The organism is Planococcus halotolerans (assembly GCF_003289955.1).
GTDB classification, from domain to species: domain Bacteria; phylum Bacillota; class Bacilli; order Bacillales_A; family Planococcaceae; genus Planococcus; species Planococcus halotolerans.
On the sequence record NZ_QLZR01000002.1, the window covers coordinates 777,567 to 797,106 of the forward strand.

The 19,540-nt window shown below is 42.4% G+C and carries 17 protein-coding genes; 8 read left to right on the top strand and 9 right to left on the bottom strand.

The genetic code is table 11. The features are described 5' to 3' along the window. Positions 1-4 precede the first annotated feature (4 nt). Positions 5-955, top strand: a complete 951-nt coding sequence (locus DP120_RS08500) for an ATP-grasp domain-containing protein (RefSeq protein WP_112223200.1) — start codon at positions 5-7, stop codon at positions 953-955. Positions 956-1,068: 113 nt separating this feature from the next. On the opposite strand, the gene DP120_RS08505 is transcribed toward DP120_RS08500, so the two are convergent. Then, entirely contained in the window at positions 1,069-2,139 is a 1,071-nt protein-coding gene (locus DP120_RS08505; protein ID WP_112223292.1) for an S-layer homology domain-containing protein, read from the bottom strand. A 279-nt stretch (positions 2,140-2,418) separates the two neighbouring features. Between DP120_RS08505 and DP120_RS08510 the strand changes: the two genes are divergently transcribed. Beyond that, positions 2,419-3,522 carry an S-layer homology domain-containing protein gene (locus tag DP120_RS08510; RefSeq protein WP_112223201.1) on the top strand — a complete coding sequence of 368 codons (1,104 nt, stop codon included), beginning with the start codon at positions 2,419-2,421 and terminating at the stop codon, positions 3,520-3,522. 138 nt (positions 3,523-3,660) lie between these two features. Here the strand turns inward: DP120_RS08510 and DP120_RS08515 are convergent, their stop codons facing one another. Beyond that, positions 3,661-3,882, bottom strand: a complete 222-nt coding sequence (locus tag DP120_RS08515) for a hypothetical protein (RefSeq protein WP_112223293.1) — start codon at positions 3,880-3,882, stop codon at positions 3,661-3,663. 492 nt (positions 3,883-4,374) lie between these two features. On the opposite strand from DP120_RS08515, the gene DP120_RS08520 reads away from it, so the two are divergent. After that, entirely contained in the window at positions 4,375-5,883 is a 1,509-nt protein-coding gene (locus tag DP120_RS08520; protein ID WP_112223202.1) for a glycosyltransferase family 2 protein, read from the top strand. Positions 5,884-5,983: 100 nt separating this feature from the next. Here DP120_RS08520 and tagH read toward each other — a convergent pair whose 3' ends face one another. The 3 genes from tagH to DP120_RS18605 are packed head-to-tail and all read right to left on the bottom strand — an operon-like array spanning position 5,984 to position 8,835. Beyond that, entirely contained in the window at positions 5,984-6,793 is an 810-nt protein-coding gene (tagH, locus tag DP120_RS08525) for a teichoic acids export ABC transporter ATP-binding subunit TagH (protein ID WP_112223203.1), read from the bottom strand. Between the two features lie 17 nt (positions 6,794-6,810). Next, a complete protein-coding gene (locus DP120_RS08530; RefSeq protein WP_112223204.1) occupies positions 6,811-7,617 on the bottom strand; it encodes an ABC transporter permease in 807 nt (268 codons plus the stop codon). Between the two features lie 33 nt (positions 7,618-7,650). Next, positions 7,651-8,835, bottom strand: coding sequence for a CDP-glycerol glycerophosphotransferase family protein (locus tag DP120_RS18605; protein WP_112223294.1), 1,185 nt, complete (start codon positions 8,833-8,835; stop codon positions 7,651-7,653). Positions 8,836-10,173: 1,338 nt separating this feature from the next. Between DP120_RS18605 and tagD the strand changes: the two genes are divergently transcribed. From tagD to DP120_RS08550, 3 genes are all read left to right on the top strand, one after another. Next, complete coding sequence (tagD, locus tag DP120_RS08540) at positions 10,174-10,566, top strand: glycerol-3-phosphate cytidylyltransferase (RefSeq protein ID WP_112223205.1); 393 nt, start codon at positions 10,174-10,176, stop codon at positions 10,564-10,566. Further along, positions 10,566-11,732, top strand: a complete 1,167-nt coding sequence (locus tag DP120_RS08545) for a CDP-glycerol glycerophosphotransferase family protein (RefSeq protein ID WP_240611991.1) — start codon at positions 10,566-10,568, stop codon at positions 11,730-11,732. Before tagD ends, DP120_RS08545 begins: the two co-directional genes overlap by 1 nt. Before the next feature lie 386 nt (positions 11,733-12,118). Continuing rightward, positions 12,119-13,654, top strand: coding sequence for a glucosyltransferase domain-containing protein (locus tag DP120_RS08550; RefSeq protein ID WP_112223207.1), 1,536 nt, complete (start codon positions 12,119-12,121; stop codon positions 13,652-13,654). 72 nt (positions 13,655-13,726) lie between these two features. Here DP120_RS08550 and DP120_RS08555 read toward each other — a convergent pair whose 3' ends face one another. The 3 genes from DP120_RS08555 to galU form a co-directional block, all read right to left on the bottom strand. Further along, a complete protein-coding gene (locus tag DP120_RS08555; RefSeq protein ID WP_240611992.1) occupies positions 13,727-14,098 on the bottom strand; it encodes a GtrA family protein in 372 nt (123 codons plus the stop codon). Positions 14,099-14,120: 22 nt separating this feature from the next. After that, positions 14,121-15,170, bottom strand: a complete 1,050-nt coding sequence (locus DP120_RS08560) for a glycosyltransferase family 2 protein (RefSeq protein ID WP_112223295.1) — start codon at positions 15,168-15,170, stop codon at positions 14,121-14,123. A 249-nt stretch (positions 15,171-15,419) separates the two neighbouring features. Further along, entirely contained in the window at positions 15,420-16,304 is an 885-nt protein-coding gene (gene galU / locus DP120_RS08565; protein WP_112223209.1) for a UTP--glucose-1-phosphate uridylyltransferase GalU, read from the bottom strand. Between the two features lie 296 nt (positions 16,305-16,600). Here galU and DP120_RS18415 point away from each other — a divergent pair, with 296 nt between their 5' ends. Further along, entirely contained in the window at positions 16,601-16,762 is a 162-nt protein-coding gene (locus tag DP120_RS18415; RefSeq protein WP_165843747.1) for a hypothetical protein, read from the top strand. Between the two features lie 92 nt (positions 16,763-16,854). Here the strand turns inward: DP120_RS18415 and DP120_RS08570 are convergent, their stop codons facing one another. After that, positions 16,855-18,390: a glucosyltransferase domain-containing protein gene (locus tag DP120_RS08570; RefSeq protein ID WP_112223210.1), complete on the bottom strand. Its 1,536-nt coding sequence runs from the start codon at positions 18,388-18,390 to the stop codon at positions 16,855-16,857. 263 nt (positions 18,391-18,653) lie between these two features. Here DP120_RS08570 and DP120_RS08575 point away from each other — a divergent pair, with 263 nt between their 5' ends. Beyond that, a complete protein-coding gene (locus DP120_RS08575; RefSeq protein ID WP_112223211.1) occupies positions 18,654-19,349 on the top strand; it encodes a response regulator in 696 nt (231 codons plus the stop codon). The last annotated feature ends 191 nt before the right edge of the window (positions 19,350-19,540 follow it).

Here is a 19,540-nt window from a genome sequence, read left to right on the forward strand (position 1 = left end):
TTAGATGACTGAAAAAATATATGTAATCCACGAAAATGAAGAATGGACAACGCATTTGTTTAAACGGCTGGATGAACTCCAGTTGCCTTATGAGGACTGGTTTATCAACGAAGGATTGGTCGATTTGAATGACACGCCTCCTGAAGGCGTATTTTACAGCCGCATGAGTGCTTCGTCACACACTCGCGGCCACCGTTATGCACCGGAAATGGCCGCTTCGCTGTTGGCATGGCTCGAGCATCACGGACGCACCGTATTTAACGGCACGCGCGCGCTGCGCCTTGAAGTCAGCAAAGTCAACCAGTATATGGCGCTGAACGCGGCGGGCATCCGCACGCCGAAAACCATTGCAGCCAATGGGCGTGAACAGATTATTGCGGCCGCGGAAAAACTGGACGCACCATCTTTTATCACTAAGCATAACCGTGCCGGTAAAGGGCTTGGCGTTCGCCTGTTCCATTCCATTGATGCGCTCAAGGAATACCTCGATGGCGGCGAATTTGATCCGTCAATCGATGGTATCACGCTGATCCAGGAATACATCCAGGCGCCGGAGCCGTTCATCACTCGCTGTGAATTTGTCGGCGGAAAATTCGTCTATGCAGTACAAGTGGACACTTCGGAAGGATTCGAGTTGTGCCCGGCTGATGCCTGCCGCATCGACGACCTGTTCTGCCCAGTCGGCGAGCAGCCCGAAGAGACACCGAAATTCCAGGTGGTCGAAGGATTTGATGATCCGATCATCGCGAAGTATGAAGAGTTCCTTCGTCAAAACGACATTGCCGTAGCGGGGATCGAGTTTATCCGCAATGCTGCGGGGGAGATTTTCACTTACGACGTCAACACCAATACGAATTACAATTCGGACGCGGAAGCGGCTGCCGGCAAATTCGGTATGCTGGAGCTGGCGAAACTACTAGGCAAAGAATTGGAGAAATCAAAAGTTACAGTTTAATGATTTGAGGCAGTTTTTCTAAACTGCTATAAAAACAGCTCCTCCAGCGGCGGCAAAAGCCAATACTGAAGGAGCTATTTTTTTCCTGTTTCTTCATCAGACTGCATATTCTTCTATTCCACACTCACCAATTCGCTTTGAACCTCTCCATCGGCATCGACAGATTTAACAGAGGCAAAGCCTTCCACCATGTAATATTTGGAACCGTCATCCTGGCTTGTCACTTCTGTTGCGTTGGTGAAAGTCTGGTACGCTGTTTCCACGGTTACATTGACATCCGTGATTTCAAGCGTGATGGCTTGATCGCCCAATCCGGTTGTAAAAGTTTTGCCGACTTCAACTGGGTAAACGAGACTCAAATCACGTTCGGAATATGGGTAGCCGATTGCAAAAAAGTCATAGTTTTCAAGCTCGAGATATTCATAGTCATTGTCGGTGCCGTCCATTTCCACCGTCCACATATAACCGTAAGTCAAATCGCCACGGTCCGGCACATCTTCAAAGCGGTGGATTGCTGTTGTGCCATCCGCCATTTCGTAGGTGTAGACTTTGGTTTTGTCTTTTTGATGTGAGCCTTCTATGACCGCGTCATTTTTAAATTCCGGCTCGAGCGCCCGTGCAAGGAAAGCTGCAAATTGGCCACGCGTCACTTCTTCTTGCGGCTGGAATGTGTTATTGGGATAACCGTTCGTGATATTGATCGCCAAAATCTTACTGATCGCTTCTGCGTAGTAAGCATCCTGCGGCACATCCGTGAACGACACATCGATCGTGTGGGCAAGGTCAAATACCCGCTCCATGATCAGCGCCATATCGCCTCGGATAATGGGAGCTTCAGGATTGAATAAATCATTCCCAACCCCTAGCACATATCCTGCTTCCGCAGCTTCCGCGATATAGCCGCTGGCGTAATGGCTCACCGGTACGTCACTGAACTCCGTCGCTCTTCGCGTTTCATCAAAATCCATCAATTGTCCAATCATCACGACTGCTTCAGCCCGAGTCACTTCTGCATCTGGCCGAACCGTTTCATCCGGATAGCCCTCGATGACACCCCTGTCCATCAGATACGTGATTTCCTCATAGAATTGATGGTCTTCCGATAAATCCGAGGCGGCGGCAGCAGGGAAAGCCAGCAGCAATGACAGCAGTACAATCAGCACACTTGTCCACTTCTTTGTCATTTCATCTCCTCCGTTCCATTTATTTGTTGCCTCCATTTTAACAGCTGCCAACAGATAATGCACCCGTTTTCTGTATATTCACTCTTTTCTTGCAGCACTTTCATTATTTTTTCATTCCAAAAACCTTACTACTAAAATGAAAGGTGAAATGCCCAAACATTTAATGTCTCCCCTATTATCCACATTCCCAATTGTCAATATTTTATTTATAATAATAATTAATTATTACTTATTGATTACTGATATGATAAAATGAAAACAAACAGGGAGGGATAGATTATGAAGACGTTTTTGTCTTTAATCGCAGCTGCCATCCTGATGATCAGTTCGTTTTCGTCTCCTGCCAAAGCGATTGTACTGTTTGATGACGTGCCCGGTGACCATCCATTTGCCCTGGAAATTGCGTTCCTGCATGAAGAAGGAATCATCAATGGCCACACAGATGGCACCTTCCGGCCAGACGATCCAGTAATCCGGTCGCATGCCGTCGCGATGATTGGACGTGCATTGAATCTGGATGACTCGCCACGTGACCCAGGTTTCCGGGATGTATCAGTCAGCCATGAGTTCTCGGGTTACATCGCTTCTGCCGTTGATACAGGGATTATTGTAGGCTACCCGCACAATTACTTCCGCCCGGATTGGACTGTGACACGTGCCCAGACAGTTACGATGCTGGACCGCGCCCTCCACTTCCCGGATGCAGCGGATAATAACTTCCGGGATATGAATGAAGGGCATTACGCATTTGATGCCGTGTCGAGACTCGCTGAGCAAGGTGTTGCACGCGGTTATCCTGACAATACATTCCGTCCGGACATTGCAGTGACACGCGCACAGTTTGCGGCTTTTCTGGCACGGGCCATCGAGCCGAGTTTCATTCCTGAAAAACAAGACTTGCTGATGACAGCCAATGAAATTCTGGCAGAACTGCAGGCCGAAGATTTTGAAGATGTTGCCGCATATGTCAGCTCCTCGGAAGGATTGACATTCTGCCCGTACGCTGGCGGCTGCATTGACAATGGCGGTGTCACTTTCACCAAAGCGCAGCTTCCCGGCTTCATGAATGATTCGAATGATTATTTATGGGGATACGAAGATGGAAGTGGTTTTGAGATCAATCTGACACCTGCCGAGTATTATGATGAGTATTTGATGGAAGCAGACTATAACGCCAAAGAGCGCTATGGACGCAGCGAACACCCGATGACACAGGAGCTGATTCACCAAAAATATCCTGAGGCGACTGTTGTCGAGTTCTACTATCCCGGCACCGATGAATACGATGGAATGGACTGGCAGAGCCTGAACATGGTATTCGAGAAAAATAGCAATGGTGATTGGGTGCTGATTGCGATTGTGAATGACCGCTGGACGATTTAGTTTGTGAATTGAATGTAATGAGAAAGACCCGGCAATTAAATTTGCCGGGTCTTCCTTAATATCAGGGTCATTTTTCACTGCAGGGTCCAAAATGACAATCAGATACAGCATGGTTAAAATTGCAGCATGTTGATAAACCTATTGTTTAAGCTTATTATGTTTAGCCATATTTTCATGTTTTTCATTACGCAGATCGTATTCATGTATAAAATGCAGGACGGCTTGCCGGGGAATGCCAAGTTCCCGTGCTGTTACCGATGGCCCTTCATCACGTTCGATGTATAATTCCCGGATCACTTCTTCCATACTTTTACTATGTCCTTTTTCCAGCTTCTCTTTATATTTCTGATAGGGATGCATATTCATCATCCTACTCTCTTATATTTTTATTCGTGTACTGAATTTTCTGTTTTTTATGTTTAATTGATTATAACCCTGTCCAGTTATTTAAACTAGTCTTTTTTAATTGCGAAAGGGAAACACAAAAGCCGTGCCGGAAACCATTGGTTTCCGGCACGGCTTTTACCGATTCAGCTTCAATTCGGCCAGTGGTGCATGAAAAAATAGGACAGGATGCCAATTACCGCGAAGATTGACACGATCAGCATTGGTATCAGTCCGAAGGTGGCTTCCATTGATTTCCCTCCTCCCTTGCCGTTCATCTCTTTGCCTTTATCATAATCCTAATTCATGTAAATAGATACAATTAAATCTGATTATTCAGTTAAATTACTTTTTGGAACTTTATTGCTGAAAATCCTGTCCGCCATTCCGACTAAAAAACCGCATATCGGGTAATCCATTCTATATAAGTACTGCCCCGGACAGACCATCTGCAAAGGAGCGAGCGCCATGATCGAACAATTGGATACCCTGTACAACGAAGAAGGTTATTACATCAAAAATAGAGGAGGATTTTTCGCCGGGAAAAAGCTGGTGACAGTAATTACGCCCGTGTATAATGCCGAGCCTTTTCTCGAGAAGACCATCGAGTCGGTCATCAATCAGTCCATCGGTTTTAAAAACATAGAATTCATCATCGTCGATGACCATTCAACTGACGGCTCTAGGCAAATCATCTGGGATTACGCGGCAAAATATCCGAATATCAAAGCTGTCTTCCTGAAGAAAAATACCGGTTCCCCCGCCGCTCCCCGTAACCTCGGGATTGAACTGGCAAAAACGGACTGGGTGACGTTTCTTGATGCTGATGACTGGCTCCATGAAGAAGGCGTCAAAGCGCTGTACGATTTGGCGAAGGAAACCGGGGATAATTATGTCGCCGGAAGAACGATGAAAGCGGAGTCCGGCGGTTTTAAGATTGTGGGAGAGCATCAATCGGCTATTGAGAGGCGGAGCGTGTCCCCTTTTACGATCAAACATATCTTCCAGCATCTTGGCCCCACTGCCCGGATGATGAAAAGGAAGTTGCTGCTGGATAAAAATATACGCTTCCCCCATCTGAAATTTGCGGAGGACAAGCAATTTTTCATCGATGTGCTGATCAATTGCCCGACCATTTCCACGACCAAAAAAGTCGCCTACTACGCCAATCGGCTCGATGAAAATGAGAGTTCATTGACATCAAAGACAACGGTTATGGAAAAGACGGACACCAATATCCAGGTGATCAAGTATGTAAAACAGAAAAAGCTTCCGGAAGAGCAGGAAAAGATGATTTTGAACCGGCTCTATGAATTCGACTGCATCACACGGCTGTTCGACCGGCAGCATTTCCTGAAAAGCGAAACCAAGGAAGATTATTTCGACAAGTTCCGGGAAGTTCTCGCTACCGCCAGCGACCTGGACTACGAGATTTCCGATAACTTCTTCCACCCGTTTAACCGGACCGTCTATCGATTGTTCCTGCAGGAAGATTACCAGCAAATGATCGATCTCATCCGCTGGAATAAGAAGACGAAGCAGAAGCAACACATCATCAAAGACGGACTGCCCTATATAACGACGCCTTTTGAAGGTACATTGGCCGAAAACATCCGGGTCCCGCTCCTCGCCATCTACCAAAGCGGTTATTTTGAAGGCGACAGTTATCACCTCACCGTGCAGATTTTCGGGGAGGAAATCGATAAAGTCGAAGAACTAGTCTTCCGGAACCGCCAGGACGTCAACGAAGAATACGCCTTTACGCTCCAGCCGGACGAAAGCCGCATCGCCAGCATTTCCATTGAAGTCGCAGAACTCGACAAATTGCCGACAAAAAGTTTCGAAGTTTTTATCCGCTATGATGTCTACCGGAAAATTAATATCCTGCGGCCGGAACAGCTTCAAATCGACAAGCGGCTTCTTAACTTCTATACGACGCTCAACTCCAATCTGGGTTTTAAAATAACCAAAGCGTGACGTAATATGCAAGCATTTATAGAGTTACAATTGGCTTCAACCAGAGTTAATGGAAAAGTTGATATAAAAAGCGAATAAAAAATCCTTTAAACAAAGCCGTTTAAAGGATTTTTTCTCTTTCAGAAGCATGTTTTTGCAGTACTTCATATCGGTAAGTCGTTTTTTCTTTTTTTGACATTCCTTTATATTCCTCTAGGAACTTCTCGTACTCTTCAAGTATGATGTCTGCATTGCCATACTCTTTAAGTGTTCCGAATTCCAACCATGCAATTTCATCACAAAACTTCCTCATCTGTGAAATGGAATGGCTGACAAAAAACATCGTTTTTCCTTTTTCCTTAAATTCCATCATTTTATTAAGGCTTTTTTCAGCAAAGGCTTTGTCGCCGACGGACAGTGCTTCATCTATAATCAGAATGTCAGGATCCACTCTCACGGAAATTGAGAATCCTAACCGGGACTTCATCCCACTGGAATATGTTTTTACAGGCTGGTCGATGAACTTTTCAATTTCGGCAAATTCAATGATTTCTTCTTCCATCTCTTCAATTTCCTGTTTTGAAAAACCCAGCATCAGAAGTTTCAACTCAATATTTTCCCTGCCAGTCAATTTATTATCCAGTCCTGCATTCACCGCAATAAGCGCTACGTTTCCTTTGCTTACTACTTTGCCGGACGTTGCCGGGATGACTCCGGCGATTATATTGGCCAAAGTCGATTTACCTGAACCATTTATACCGATAAGTCCTACAATCGCTCCTTCATCCACTTGAAAAGAGATATTCCGCAGCGCAAAAAATTCTTCTCCATACTCTTTGGCAGGGATGATCAGGTCCAGAATGCGTTCCGATCTTTTTTTATAAAGTTTATAGCGTTTCGATACATGCTGAACATCCACTGACTTTGCCATTTGCATCACTTCCCATTTTAAAGGAAATCAATAAATTGATTTCTGAATTTAATATGCAGATAAGAACCGATAAAGAATGTCAACAGTATTACTCCTGCAAAATACGCAGTATAAACCGGATTCTCAAGAAAATACCACCCTTCACCAAGTAAAGAATAGCGGTATCCTTCAATTATATAATAAAAAGGATTGAGCTTCATATAAGGCTGCCACGTTTCCGGCAATAGTGTCGGCGGCCAAAGTATCGGAGATAAATACAGAAGCATTCTCATTATTGACTGGAGCAGCATTTGGACATCCCGGACAATGGTTGTTAACGTTGAAGTTATCAACACGAGGCTAAACAGGAATGCGAGCAGACTGAGCATATAAAGCGGCAACTGAATGTAGTATATGGATACTGGATAGCCGATAAATTGCAGGAAAACCATGCCCAGACCCAGGATAACCAGATGAGGATAGAACTGGGCGAAAATTACATAGCCCGGTATGACACTCATTGGAAAATTCATCTTGGCCAGCATCTTTATCTTGCTGTAAATCGACTTGGACCCTTTCATAACAGCTTGGGTAATAAAGAACCATACCAGGATTCCGGCAAGCATCCATTGCAAATAAGGAATATCGCCAATAGGTTCCCTTTGCCGGATTCCGAATCCGAAAACAAACCAGTAAATCGTTATCTGGATAGCGGGATTAATAATTTCCCAGGCCATCCCCAAATAATTTCCACTTGTCAAACTCCGTAATTCATAGACAGACAGCCTTCTTACCAAATAGAAGTAGCGGAGTTGTTCCCTTATTATTTTCATCATTGAATTCATCCTGGTTCCTCACCCACTCTTTTTTCTGTCACGTTACTCCAAAAAAGCTTTTACTACCCGTTCGGTAGCATGGCCATCTTCCAATGAAGAAAATTTACCTTTAAACCCGCTAAATTTGGAATCCGATTGAACATTCGAATCCTTCAGGCTGTTTATCGCCAAGAACAGTTCTTTTTCCGTTTCAACGATCGGCCCAGGTGCTTCTTCTTCAATATTAATATAAAATCCTCTTAATTGATCACGGTACAGTTCGAAATCATACATAAAGAATATTATCGGCCGATTTAATACGGCAAAATCAAAAAACACGGAGGAGTAATCAGTTATCAGTAAATCTGAGATCAAGTAAAGATCCCGGATATCTGGATATGAGGATGCATCATAGACTGTGCCTGCATGAGCAGAAAAATCAAAGTTCTCAGCTACTAAGTAATGCATTCTGGACAATAAAACCCATTCATCTCCAAATTCTTTTTTCCAATTATCCAAATTGAATTGAAACTCGAACTTATATTTCCCTTTTTCATAAAATTCATTATCCCGCCAAGTCGGCGCATAAAGCATGACCTTTTTATCTTCGGGTATCCCCAGTTTCTTTTTCAAATTACTGGCAAGGGTTTCTGAATGATTGGACAACACATCATTCCGAGGATATCCTGACTCGATAATCTTGCCTGGATAACGAAAAGCCCTTCTGAAAATCTCTGTCGAATAAGTATTAGGTGATACAAGATAATCCCATTTCCGTGCTTCCAGAACAAAATTCCTCTTATAGGCACTAGTATTGGTGCCGGGCATATGAATTTCCTCAATATCGACGCCAAGTTTTTTCAGCGGAGTTCCATGCCAAGTTTGGATGTATACTGTGTCTTTCGGTTTGGGCATCCACGCCGGTAACCGGACGTTATTCACCCAGTATTTTGCACGGGGAAAGTGAAAAAACCAAGGAATTGTAAAACGCCGCAGATAAGGTACCCCAAATTCCCTGAACATGTTTTCAGCACTTTTGTCGATGCTCCACAGCAGACGATAATCCTGGTGATGCTCTTTCATATACTCATAGATTGCGCGCGGGCTATCACTGTATTGCTTGGCATGAAAACTTTCAAAGATGACCATATCTTGTGTTTTGGGTAAACGTCCGATTAATACGAATAGGATTTTGAACAGTTGCAGCACTCTTTTATTGTTTTTCAATTCGCGGAACCAGTTATGCATCCTCTTTTGCAAGGTATATTCTTCCGGATGGAGGCTTGTTCCGATGGATACATTGCCACGTTTTGAGGAAACAAGAAGAAGCACATCGCCTTCTCTTTTTTTAAGGGACACTATCTTTTCTTTATTGTAATCCATATTTAATTTTAAGGGATGCAAGGGCTGGGTATCATCTCCAATATAAAGGGCACGCTGTTGTTCATCCGCCGCAGCAATTGCCGAAACCGGAATCTTAAAAAAACCAAAACGCCTGAAAAAATTAATTTTCCAAGGTCTTTTAAATGTTGCAATGGCCTCTTCCCTGCCGTCGATATATAAATTGTCGTAGTCATTGCTGGCTTTATAGGCATAATGTGTACTTCTTCCATACAGAAACAGATGCTTGCTGGTGAATAATGCTTTCAAATCTGACTCATAGCCACTGATTTTTGAAGCATTTCCTTTTGTGAGATAAATGCCATTCTGCTTGTTATGAATATAATATTTCAAATCATTAATCGAAAAAGAAGCAAGCAAATGTTTTTCGCGATGTTCTTCCAATTGATAAAAATCGAAGACCTTTACTCCTCTACCGGTTATTTTCATGAAATCAATTGCCGCCCGGTCTTCCTTACAGGAGACATCAAGTACTTCAGGCCCTTTCAATCTAATGTCCAGACCCGCTTTATTGGACAGAATATTAAAGCGAAAATTCCGGGTGATCATTTCTTTTCTAAACAAGTCATATATCAAGAATGTGTTGAATTGGCCATAAGTTATTTTTCCTGCTAGGAGGTACCGGGATTCTACAGAGGTCATTTCCAAGTCTACTGGAATTCTGTGTTCAGGAGATTCATAAGCCGCAATGTCATTAAAAGTGTAGAGCTTCTGTTCTGCCGAAGTAAAAAGAGAAACTGAGGTTTCATTTGTTTGTTTTAAGGAAATTCCTTTTATATAAGCCTCATATTCGAACGCAAAAGAGGTGGCTCCAGGCAAAAAATTCAAGTTATAAGAAAGGCTGCCGGCTAGTATCCGATTATTTTTTATATAAAAAGTATAGGATTCCGCGCTGAAATCTTTCAGGAATAATACCTGGTCCTCTTTCATTATGCTGCCTATAACGGAAGTTTCCCCAATAACAAGATCTTCCAAACCAACCTGAAAAACTGTTTCCTCCGGAAACAGTGAAAACTCAATCGCGTACTCATTTTCGGTTGTAATTTGGATTTCATTGGATAGGACCATAATTTTTCCTCTTTTGCTTATTATTTTCATTAGCTATTTTAAATGATAACATATATTATATAATGACAACATTTTATTACATTTAATAAAATAACGTTTACTGGAGTGAGTTAATCTATGAAAAAGGTCATCACTTACGGTACATTCGATTTATTGCACCATGGTCATATAAATATCTTAAAAGGGGCAAAACAGCTCGGTGACTATCTGATAGTCGGTCTGTCAACAGATGAATTTAATCTCATAAAAGGAAAGGCTGCTTACCATTCCTATGAGGACCGAAAAATGTTATTGGAGTCCATTAAATATGTGGATGAGGTTATTCCTGAAAATGACTGGGCCCAAAAGGAAATGGATATCCGGGATAACCAGGTGGCTATTTTTGTCATGGGCTCTGACTGGGAAGGGAAATTCGACGAATTATCATCTCATTGCCAAGTTATATACCTGCCAAGGACTGATGGCATCTCCACAACAAAAATAAAAACAGATTTATACCACAAACGCTGATGAAAGAAATCCTAATTGCTTTATACCTTGCTGTATTCAAGTTTCTGTTTTCACTTTTTAAATTATTGCCTTTAAAAAACAAAACTGTTTTCCTTTCCACTTTTGGAGATAATGCATTTTATATTGGCAGAGAATTAGCGATATCCAGTTCGCAACCGCTTGTGTTCATAAACAGCCCTAAATGCAAAGAGGATTTCTCGGTCATACCTACCGACCAAAAAAATTTTTACTCTACGGACACTGTAAACTTATCAGATTTTCTCCATACCATTTATCACCTGGCGACATCAAAATACGTTTTCATCGATAATTACGTAGGGGCATTGGCAGCTGTCCAATTTAAAAAAGAAGTAAAATGCGTACAATTATGGCACGCGGCCGGAGCTGTAAAAAAATTCGGCTGGAGCGATCCCGAAACCTTTCAAAGAAGCGCCAGAGCGAAAAAAAGATTTCAAAAAGTCTATAATCAGTTCCAATATATACCGGTCGGCTCGCAGCATATGGCGGATATCTTCTCAGAAGCTTTCCATCTAAGCCAAAAGCATTTTCTATATACAGGAGTGCCACAAACCGATTTTTACTTTGACGAAAACTTAAAGCAAAAGGCTTTGAAACGAGTATATGCCCGTTATCCACAGCTAAAAGGGAAAAAAGTCATATTATATGCTCCGACTTTCCGGAAAGATGGGCTTCGTAAAATGAATATGGAATATGATATAAAGCTTTTTCTCGATTCAGTTGATGACAACCATGTCTTATTGATTCGAATCCATCCCTCTGTTCATGAAGCAGCCCGGATCCCTGTTCATCCGCGCGTACTTTTGGCAAGCGATTACCCGCAAATCAATGACCTTTTACTCGCCAGTGATATTTTAGTGACCGATTACTCCTCCATCCCTGTTGAATTCTCTCTATTGCAAAGGAAAATGATATTCTTTACCTATGATTTGGAAGCATACAACGATACCCAAGGTTTGTGGTCCATAAATGATTCATTCTTCCCTGGCCCGGTTGCCAGAACAACTGCAGAAGTGATTGCTCACATCAAAGATCCCTATATTGACTACAATAAAATCAACCGTTACAGGGACCATTGGAACGAATTTTCCAATGGTGCATCTGCGAGGAGATTAATCTCTAAAGTCTACAGTCCCGATGATTTATGAAAGCTTCAGGAAAGTTGCCAAAGCTCACGGCGAAGGAAATGGACTGTCAGAGGCTGAACATAGTATTCGAGAAAAACAGCAACGGTGAATGGGTGCTGATTGCAACCGTGAATAACCGGTGGACATTTTAACTTTGAACTCTATAAGGAAAGACCCGGCAACATTGCCGGGTCTTTCCTTTTTTTGCCTTCTCTTGAAGAAATCATTTACCAGGAAGACAGGCAGCCTGCCTCCGCATACGATAGACCAGGATTTCATGTGTTCTCTGCTCTTCCACTGATTTATAAACTTTTCACTGAACATGTCACAGGTATGTTATTCGGCAAAGTTTTTCTGGTATAATAGACTCTTACGTCCCACATCATCCCAAGAAAAAGGAGAAAAACATGCCTGAACATTTATTGAACAAGTGGAAGACCCAGATAAAACCCGAATGGAAAATTGCATTCTTTACTGCATTCATCATCGGTTTACTTACCCACATATTCGTTTTCACAAATAGTTTGCCGAACCACGATGGCATAGTAAATACATACAGCCCTCAGGAGAAATTCAGTTTGGGCAGATTCTTTTTATCTCCCTTCGCCGGCATCAGCTCTTATTTTGACATCCCGGTAGTCATCGGTGTCCTGGCGATTTTTTACCTGTCCCTTATTGCCGTGATACTCACAGAATTCTTTGAGCTCAGAAAAGCCCTTTCCATTTTCCTTGTGTCCGGCCTGGTCGTCACTTTCCCGACCATCAGCGCCACGTTTTCTTATATGTTCACAGCTGATGGTTATATGGCAGGATCACTCGTCACCGCACTTGCGCTCTTGGTCACTAAAAAGTATAAGTATGGATTTATTCCTGGAGCCGTCTTATTTTACATGGGTGTAGGCGTCTATCAGGCGAACTTGCCATTTCTATTGACTCTGGCCACCATCTTCCTTTTAATGGAGGCACTTACGAAAAACGTTTCCGTAAAAGTATTTTTAATCACCACGGGCCGCTTTATGGCAACTGCCGTCATCGGTATGGGGTTGTACGGAATCACTTTTTACCTTTATAACCGCCTGTTCGCGGGTGAAATATCAAATTACCAGGGGCTTAATAACATTGGTGAAAGTTCGCAAAGCCTTTCCCTCACAGTCCAGGAATTGATCGACTCGGTAAAGACATTTTTCTTCAGGGGCTTTATCACGGATATGCCTGTAAATCTGTTTGAAATACTGAACCTCTTTGTCGTTTTGTTGATCATTGCGGGGGCTGCCCTGACTTTTTATCAAAACAAAGTCTATCGCAGCCTTCCCTTTTCCATACTGACGGTGCTGATGTTATTGAGTTTGCCTTTCTCGGCCTACTGTCTATACTTTGTTTCGGCCGATGTGATTTACCATATGTTAATGGTGCTGTCAGTGCTCAGTTTCTACCTGCTTCCTATTCTGATATATGATAAGTTTTCATTCGCTGCATTTACCAATAAAAGCTTTTCGTGGATCACTGTCATCGTTTCCCTGCTCGTCGTATTTAACTTCGCCATTATAGCGAATATCTCATATTATAATCTTCACCTGAAATATGAAAGTACCGTTTTCGCTTTGAACCGGGTGATTGACCGAATTGAGCAGGTGAATGGACTTGAGGAAGCAGATAAACTGGCGATATTCGGCAGAAACACACTTGAATCCAATCTCACCGACACAATCATTCCACAAAGCATCCCGAGTATGACCGGATCCAGCGGAAATTATCTTCTTCCGCTTCCATATCATTATTTCTACATGATGCAAAACCAGTTTGGCGTCAACTACAAAACTGCCAGCCAGGACGAATATGCGCTCATTGCCGCCAGCGACACATTTGAAAGCATGGAACCTTGGCCAGCCGAAAGTTCTGTTCAGCTGTTCGGAGATATAGTGGTCATCAAATTCAGTGAATAACTAAAATAGCCGCAGCTCTCGATATTCCTTCGAAAGCCGCGGCTATTTCTTATTCATTATTCAGCTGCCGGTTCAGTTTTTGGCTGACACCGAATTTTTAAAAATAATTTGTTTGCTTACTACATAATTAAAGACAATGACTACCCCATTCGCTATGATTTTTGCGAGGAAGTCATCCATCACGACCAATTCCACCAACACTATCATCATGATGAAATCTATGCCTAAAGAAAGTATTCTAAAGAAAAAGAAGCTGCTGACTTCATGCAGCAATTCTCTCAAGCCGGAAGTTCGGGACCCAAAAACATATTTCTTATTTGTTACATAAGCAAATAATACGGAAACGGCCCAAGCAATCACAGTGGCAATCCGGTAATCCAAAACCCCGGCTTCAGTCAATACGTAATAACTGACAATATTTACTCCGGTCGTTAAAATACCCATAATAATATAATTGACTATTTCTCTATTTTTTTTCATTCAACTGGTATTCTCTTGTCAATTCTGAAGTTTCTATGGATGACAGGACATAATCCCGGTTTTCAATTACACGTTCTGAAGATTCCACCGGCGAACTGATAAATTTTCTTTCTCCATTATAATCATTCACGAAATACAATGGCCTGTTTTTCGTTTCATTGAAAATTCGTCCTAAATATTCGCCGATCACTCCGAGTGAAAGCATTTGAATACCACCCAAAAATAGTATGACGCTCATTGTAGATGGATAACCGGTAATTTCTTCTCCAAAGAAAATGGTTTTGAAAACAATTACAAGAATATAAAGGAATGCCAGTAATGAGACGATAAACCCGGCGAAAGAAGAAAGGCGCAGCGGAACAGTTGTAAATGAAGTGATCCCTTCAATTGCCAGATCAAACAACTTCGAATAATTCCACTTAGTAGTGCCAGCAGCACGTGCATCCCGGTCAAACATGATTTCCTTTTTGTTGAAGCCTATCCAGCTGAACATCCCTTTTGTATAACGCTGTGTTTCCCGCATTTTCCGCAATGCCTCCACACAACGCTTATCAAGCAGGCGGAAATCCCCCGTATCTTCTTCAATATCAATATGAGAGACCTTCTGAAGTATCTGGTAAAACTTTTTGGAAGTCCATTTCTTAAACCAGGTCTCTCCCGTTCTGGAATTTCTTTTCGCAAAGACATCGTCATATCCCTGTTCCCACAAGTCAATCATCAAGGGGATAAGTTCCGGCGGGTCTTGGAGATCAGCGTCCAGAATGATAAGAGCATCCCCTCTTGCATGGTCGAAACCTGCGAGCATAGCCGTCTCTTTACCGAAATTCCGGGATAGATCGACATAGGATATTCTGGGATCCATTTCTCTCAATCCTTTTAAAATTGGCAATGTCCGGTCTTGGCTTCCATCATTTACAAAAAGCATTTCAAATTCGTAACCAACAAGCTCACTCAACACGTCCGTCAGACGCGAATGTAATTGGTGCAAAACTTCTTCTTCGTTATATGCAGGTATCATTATAGTAATTAGTTTCACAAGAATCCTCTCTTCCATTGCCTTTACGCCAATCAAGCTTTGGCCTAGAAGCATTAATCCGGAAGCCGCTGTTTTATCAGAATGGAAGCTTGATTCCATCCATAACTAACCTCCGGTGTGCTGCAAAGATACAATAATATCATCATTACCATTAATCATACTATCATAAATTTATGTATTTAATTACATTTTTTTGACAACATTTTGAGAAAAATCAAATATTAGCCATCATCAGCGCTTAATCCTTGATTACAACCGACGGCTTTCGTAAGCCGCTTTCAACTTTTGCTCGAATAATTCCAGTAACTGATCCCGCAATTCCGGACGCTTTAATGCAAATTCAATCGTTGTTTCAATAAACCCAAACTTCTCTCCCACGTCGAAACGCCGGCCATCAAATTCATAACCGTAAACTCCCTGGATTTCGTTCAACTTTTGAATAGCATCCGTCAACTGAATTTCTCCACCTGCTCCTACTGTATGCTCACCCAAAATATCGAAAATTTCAGGATTCAGAATATAGCGGCCCATGATTGCATAATTCGAAGGAGCTGTCCCTTTGGCAGGCTTTTCGACGAATTTATTGACTTCCATCAATTTGCCGTCTCGGGACACGGGATCGATAATTCCATATCGCTGTGTATCCTCGTCAGACACTTGTTTAACGCCTATAATGCTGTTGCCGATTTTTTCATACTGTCCCATCAATTGAGCTAAGCAGGGTTCCGGATTCTCCACAATGTCATCGCCCAATAAAACAGCAAACGGTTCGTTTCCTATAAACTTTCTGGCCGACCAAATGGCATGCCCCAGTCCGAGCGGCTGCTTTTGCCGAATATAATGGATTTCCACTTTAGAAGTGCTCATAATCGAGTCGAGCATATCCATTTTGCCTTTTTTCAACAAGGCATCTTCAAGTTCATACACATGGTCAAAATGATCCTCAATCGCTCTTTTCCCTTTTCCTGTCACAATAATGATATCTTCAATCCCCGAAGCAATCGCTTCTTCAACAATGTATTGGATAGTCGGTTTGTCGACTATCGGCAACATTTCCTTTGGCATGGCTTTTGTTGCCGGAAGGAAACGGGTCCCTAAGCCGGCAGCCGGTATAATCGCTTTTTTAACTTGCATAAAATCACCTTTTCATCGCACTTTTTTGAAGTTCAATTCTTTATTAAAAACAATTGATAAACCTTTAATACTAAATACTGCATTTTTATATTAAAAAGTATAACACAACTGTACACCTTACTACATGCTGCTGTTAGCCAGGCAGTAATGCAACAGTATCCTTTTATCTAATTCCACAGCTGCCCATTGCCGGCATTTGCACGATTTACTGAAAGAAAAAGTTTGATGTTTTCTTCTAATTCAGTACAGTGATAAAGCTGAATTAATCACTTGAAACGTTTCGCAGGAGGACATCCATGAATTTTTCCCAGCTCTTTTCAGGCTCCTACGGCCTGGTAACTGCTTTTGTATTTTGGTACCCGTTTATTATGGCGCTTTTTTGGATGGCCGGATCGATTTTTTTTATCCGCACAAAAGAGCCGAAAAACGATACATTGAATTTTGATGAAGTCAATTGACCGATGATCAGCATATTGGTCCCTTGCTTTAACGAAGAATATGCCTTGCGAGGTTTCCGGATACGGCTATTCGGCTATGCCATGCTCATCAATTACTCTTCCAATTTAATAATCAGCACACCGTCGCTCATCTGGACGGACGACTCAGCCGGCCACGCTTCCATTTCTTCATAGGCAGCGCTTTGGACGATTTCCTGGAGATCCTCTTCATCGAGGATAAATTCATAAGGGACGCCAAAAAAATTGTCCATCATTGACTGGAAATGCCGTGCATCCTGCAACATGATTCTTTGCAGCGGGCCTGTAAGCGGCGGAATTTTCTGGCTGACGAGAGTTGAGATTTCCGATTCAATAGGGACGCTGCCGTAAACTGCAATCGGCGTATCTTCATCGAACCCTTCTGTCTGCTCCACCCGGTCAAGAATTCGCAGCGCCAGTGCTTGCGATTTCTCGAATTTCAGTTCCATATTCAAATATGAGATATTGGCGATAATGGCAAAATTGAAAATGATGACGGCAAAGAGGAGTACAGTACTCCAGGAAGTGACTTTTAATAATATTGAAGGAACTTTTAATTTGTCGTAAATCACCACCGGCAACAGATAAAATCCAATCACCGCTAAAATCATCAGAAAATGATACCAGATATCAGGCGAGATAAAAAAGAGACTGTACGCCGAGAATGGAAGACTGAACAACAATACCATCACAACGGCCAGCTTCCAGCCGCTTTCGTAAATCCGTTTTTCGACCACCGCTGCCACGATTGCCAGTACAATTAAAATGAACAAAAGAACATTCAGCACTTCAAACAGATTCGTTGGCACATCCGCCGGAATGCCCCTGAAGAAATACTCGACCATTCCTTCCTTTATCAGCGGGATAATTTCGAGAACACCGGCTGAACTGCTGCCGACTTCATCCACGCCTTGGTACTCCAGCAATTCCCCTGAGAAAACATCCGTATAGAGCTTGAATGTCAGATAATACAGTCCCATGCCAATTAAAGACAATAACCCGAAACGGGCAATATAACTTATAACTTTTCTCGAATTTATGCCGTAAGACAGAATTTCATTGATCAGAAACACTGTAGCCGCAGTCAGCAAGAATGGAAAATTGGCCTGGTAGACACTGACGCCCATGTACAGCAAGAATGCGCCCGGCAGAAACCCGTATTTGTATTTCGAAGCAACCAGCAGTGCCAGCACCGTCACAAACGAAGCCGCCATATAGCCGTCAGCTGTGAATGTGTACGACAGTGTGGCAGTAATCACCGGAAAAGTGGTGAGCAGTCCGGCTGTCAGAATGATAGATAGTGTCTTTTGCAACCGAAAAAGTTCCGTCAGCGCGACTGCAGTCAACGCCAAGAAGAAAACAGACAGCATACCGTTGAGCCAGGGCAGATCAAAATAAGAGCCGATTCCACTGAATGGTGTCAGGAAAAAACGTCCCATCTGAAATCCCTGTTGCGGGGTATAAATGCTGAGGATGCCATCGTGATGCGGCATGTAATTTGTGAAAATATACAGATGCGTCAGCAACCCGAAAATCGCCGCTGCTAAAAAAGCCGTTTTCCACTCCTGTTTTATCTTCTTCAACCATTTCCTGATCAATTCTTCCAGCATTCCAATCACCTTCTTGCAGCCAGTTTTTAAAAGATTTTAAACAGTATAGCAACAATGGAACGAAATGTCTGATAATTCATCGTGTATTAAGCTACAATCACTTGGATGACCAGGGCTGTTCATTTTTATTTATAGTCTTACAATTCAGGTACCTTTCTGTCGCCAATAAACATACAAATTTATACAAATTTTTTTGTGTTATACTTATATTGGTAATCATATAATTTCAGTCAATAGACCATTAAAAGGAGAACCACTTACAAATGAATTCAAATTATGTTCGACAAATCGATGTATTAGTCATTGAACCGCATCCTCTTTTTCGCGAAGGTCTGAAGCGTGTCCTGGAAACAGATTCCAGGATACATATAGCAGCTGAAGGGGAAAATGGAGAACAACTTCTTCCTTTATATAAGGAACATCAGCCTGATGTTGTTATAACCGAGTTAAATCTTCCAGGAAAAAATGGAATCGAAGCAGTACGGGAACTTATTCAGCACTTTCCGCAGTCAGTCGTACTAATTTTCACAGTTTTGGATGACTTCCACTATGTCTCCCAGACTATTCAAGCGGGAGCTTCCGGCTATCTATTGAAAGCAATGGATTCCGCTTCCATTGCCGATGCCATAAAAACGGTCATCAATGGAGGGATTTATCTCCATCCGAAAATCACGAAGGAGTTTTTGACTGAGTTCAACAGGCTTGCCCTCGATGAAAATGTAGGCGCTTTCATTCAAACAGAAATCAAAATGCCATATCATCTTCTCACGGCCCGTGAAGCTGAAGTTCTGCAACTCCTGGCAGATGGCTGCAGCAATAAAGCTTTGAGCGAAGCTTTGGATATCAGCATAAAGACGGTCAAGAACCATGTTTCCACCATCTTAAGGAAAATGGGCCTGAAAGATCGCACACAGGTTGTCGTCCAAGCTTTAAAAAACGGCTGGGTGGAACTTCGCTGACAAATTTTTAAAAGGAAGTTCCCGTTTACTAACGGCGCATAACTATTATTCCATAACTTGTCATACATACTGTTTTTGCAGGATATACATGTTTTGTCCTCTTCCGATCAAAAACTCTTCTATGCTAGCTGGACCCGGGTAGAAGAGCAGTCCCAAACGCCCTGATAACCCTCTCTATTCAAGATCTCATA

Coding starts and splice junctions, on each gene's coding strand:
- DP120_RS08500 (WP_112223200.1), top strand. CDS start 5: ATGACTGAAAAAATATATGTAATCCACGAAAATGAAGAATGGACAACG.
- DP120_RS08505 (WP_112223292.1), bottom strand. CDS start 2,139: ATGACAAAGAAGTGGACAAGTGTGCTGATTGTACTGCTGTCATTGCTG.
- DP120_RS08510 (WP_112223201.1), top strand. CDS start 2,419: ATGAAGACGTTTTTGTCTTTAATCGCAGCTGCCATCCTGATGATCAGT.
- DP120_RS08515 (WP_112223293.1), bottom strand. CDS start 3,882: ATGCATCCCTATCAGAAATATAAAGAGAAGCTGGAAAAAGGACATAGT.
- DP120_RS08520 (WP_112223202.1), top strand. CDS start 4,375: ATGATCGAACAATTGGATACCCTGTACAACGAAGAAGGTTATTACATC.
- tagH (WP_112223203.1), bottom strand. CDS start 6,793: ATGGCAAAGTCAGTGGATGTTCAGCATGTATCGAAACGCTATAAACTT.
- DP120_RS08530 (WP_112223204.1), bottom strand. CDS start 7,617: ATGAATTCAATGATGAAAATAATAAGGGAACAACTCCGCTACTTCTAT.
- DP120_RS18605 (WP_112223294.1), bottom strand. CDS start 8,835: ATGCATAACTGGTTCCGCGAATTGAAAAACAATAAAAGAGTGCTGCAA.
- tagD (WP_112223205.1), top strand. CDS start 10,174: ATGAAAAAGGTCATCACTTACGGTACATTCGATTTATTGCACCATGGT.
- DP120_RS08545 (WP_240611991.1), top strand. CDS start 10,566: ATGAAAGAAATCCTAATTGCTTTATACCTTGCTGTATTCAAGTTTCTG.
- DP120_RS08550 (WP_112223207.1), top strand. CDS start 12,119: ATGCCTGAACATTTATTGAACAAGTGGAAGACCCAGATAAAACCCGAA.
- DP120_RS08555 (WP_240611992.1), bottom strand. CDS start 14,098: ATGGGTATTTTAACGACCGGAGTAAATATTGTCAGTTATTACGTATTG.
- galU (WP_112223209.1), bottom strand. CDS start 16,304: ATGCAAGTTAAAAAAGCGATTATACCGGCTGCCGGCTTAGGGACCCGT.
- DP120_RS18415 (WP_165843747.1), top strand. CDS start 16,601: ATGAATTTTTCCCAGCTCTTTTCAGGCTCCTACGGCCTGGTAACTGCT.
- DP120_RS08570 (WP_112223210.1), bottom strand. CDS start 18,390: ATGCTGGAAGAATTGATCAGGAAATGGTTGAAGAAGATAAAACAGGAG.
- DP120_RS08575 (WP_112223211.1), top strand. CDS start 18,654: ATGAATTCAAATTATGTTCGACAAATCGATGTATTAGTCATTGAACCG.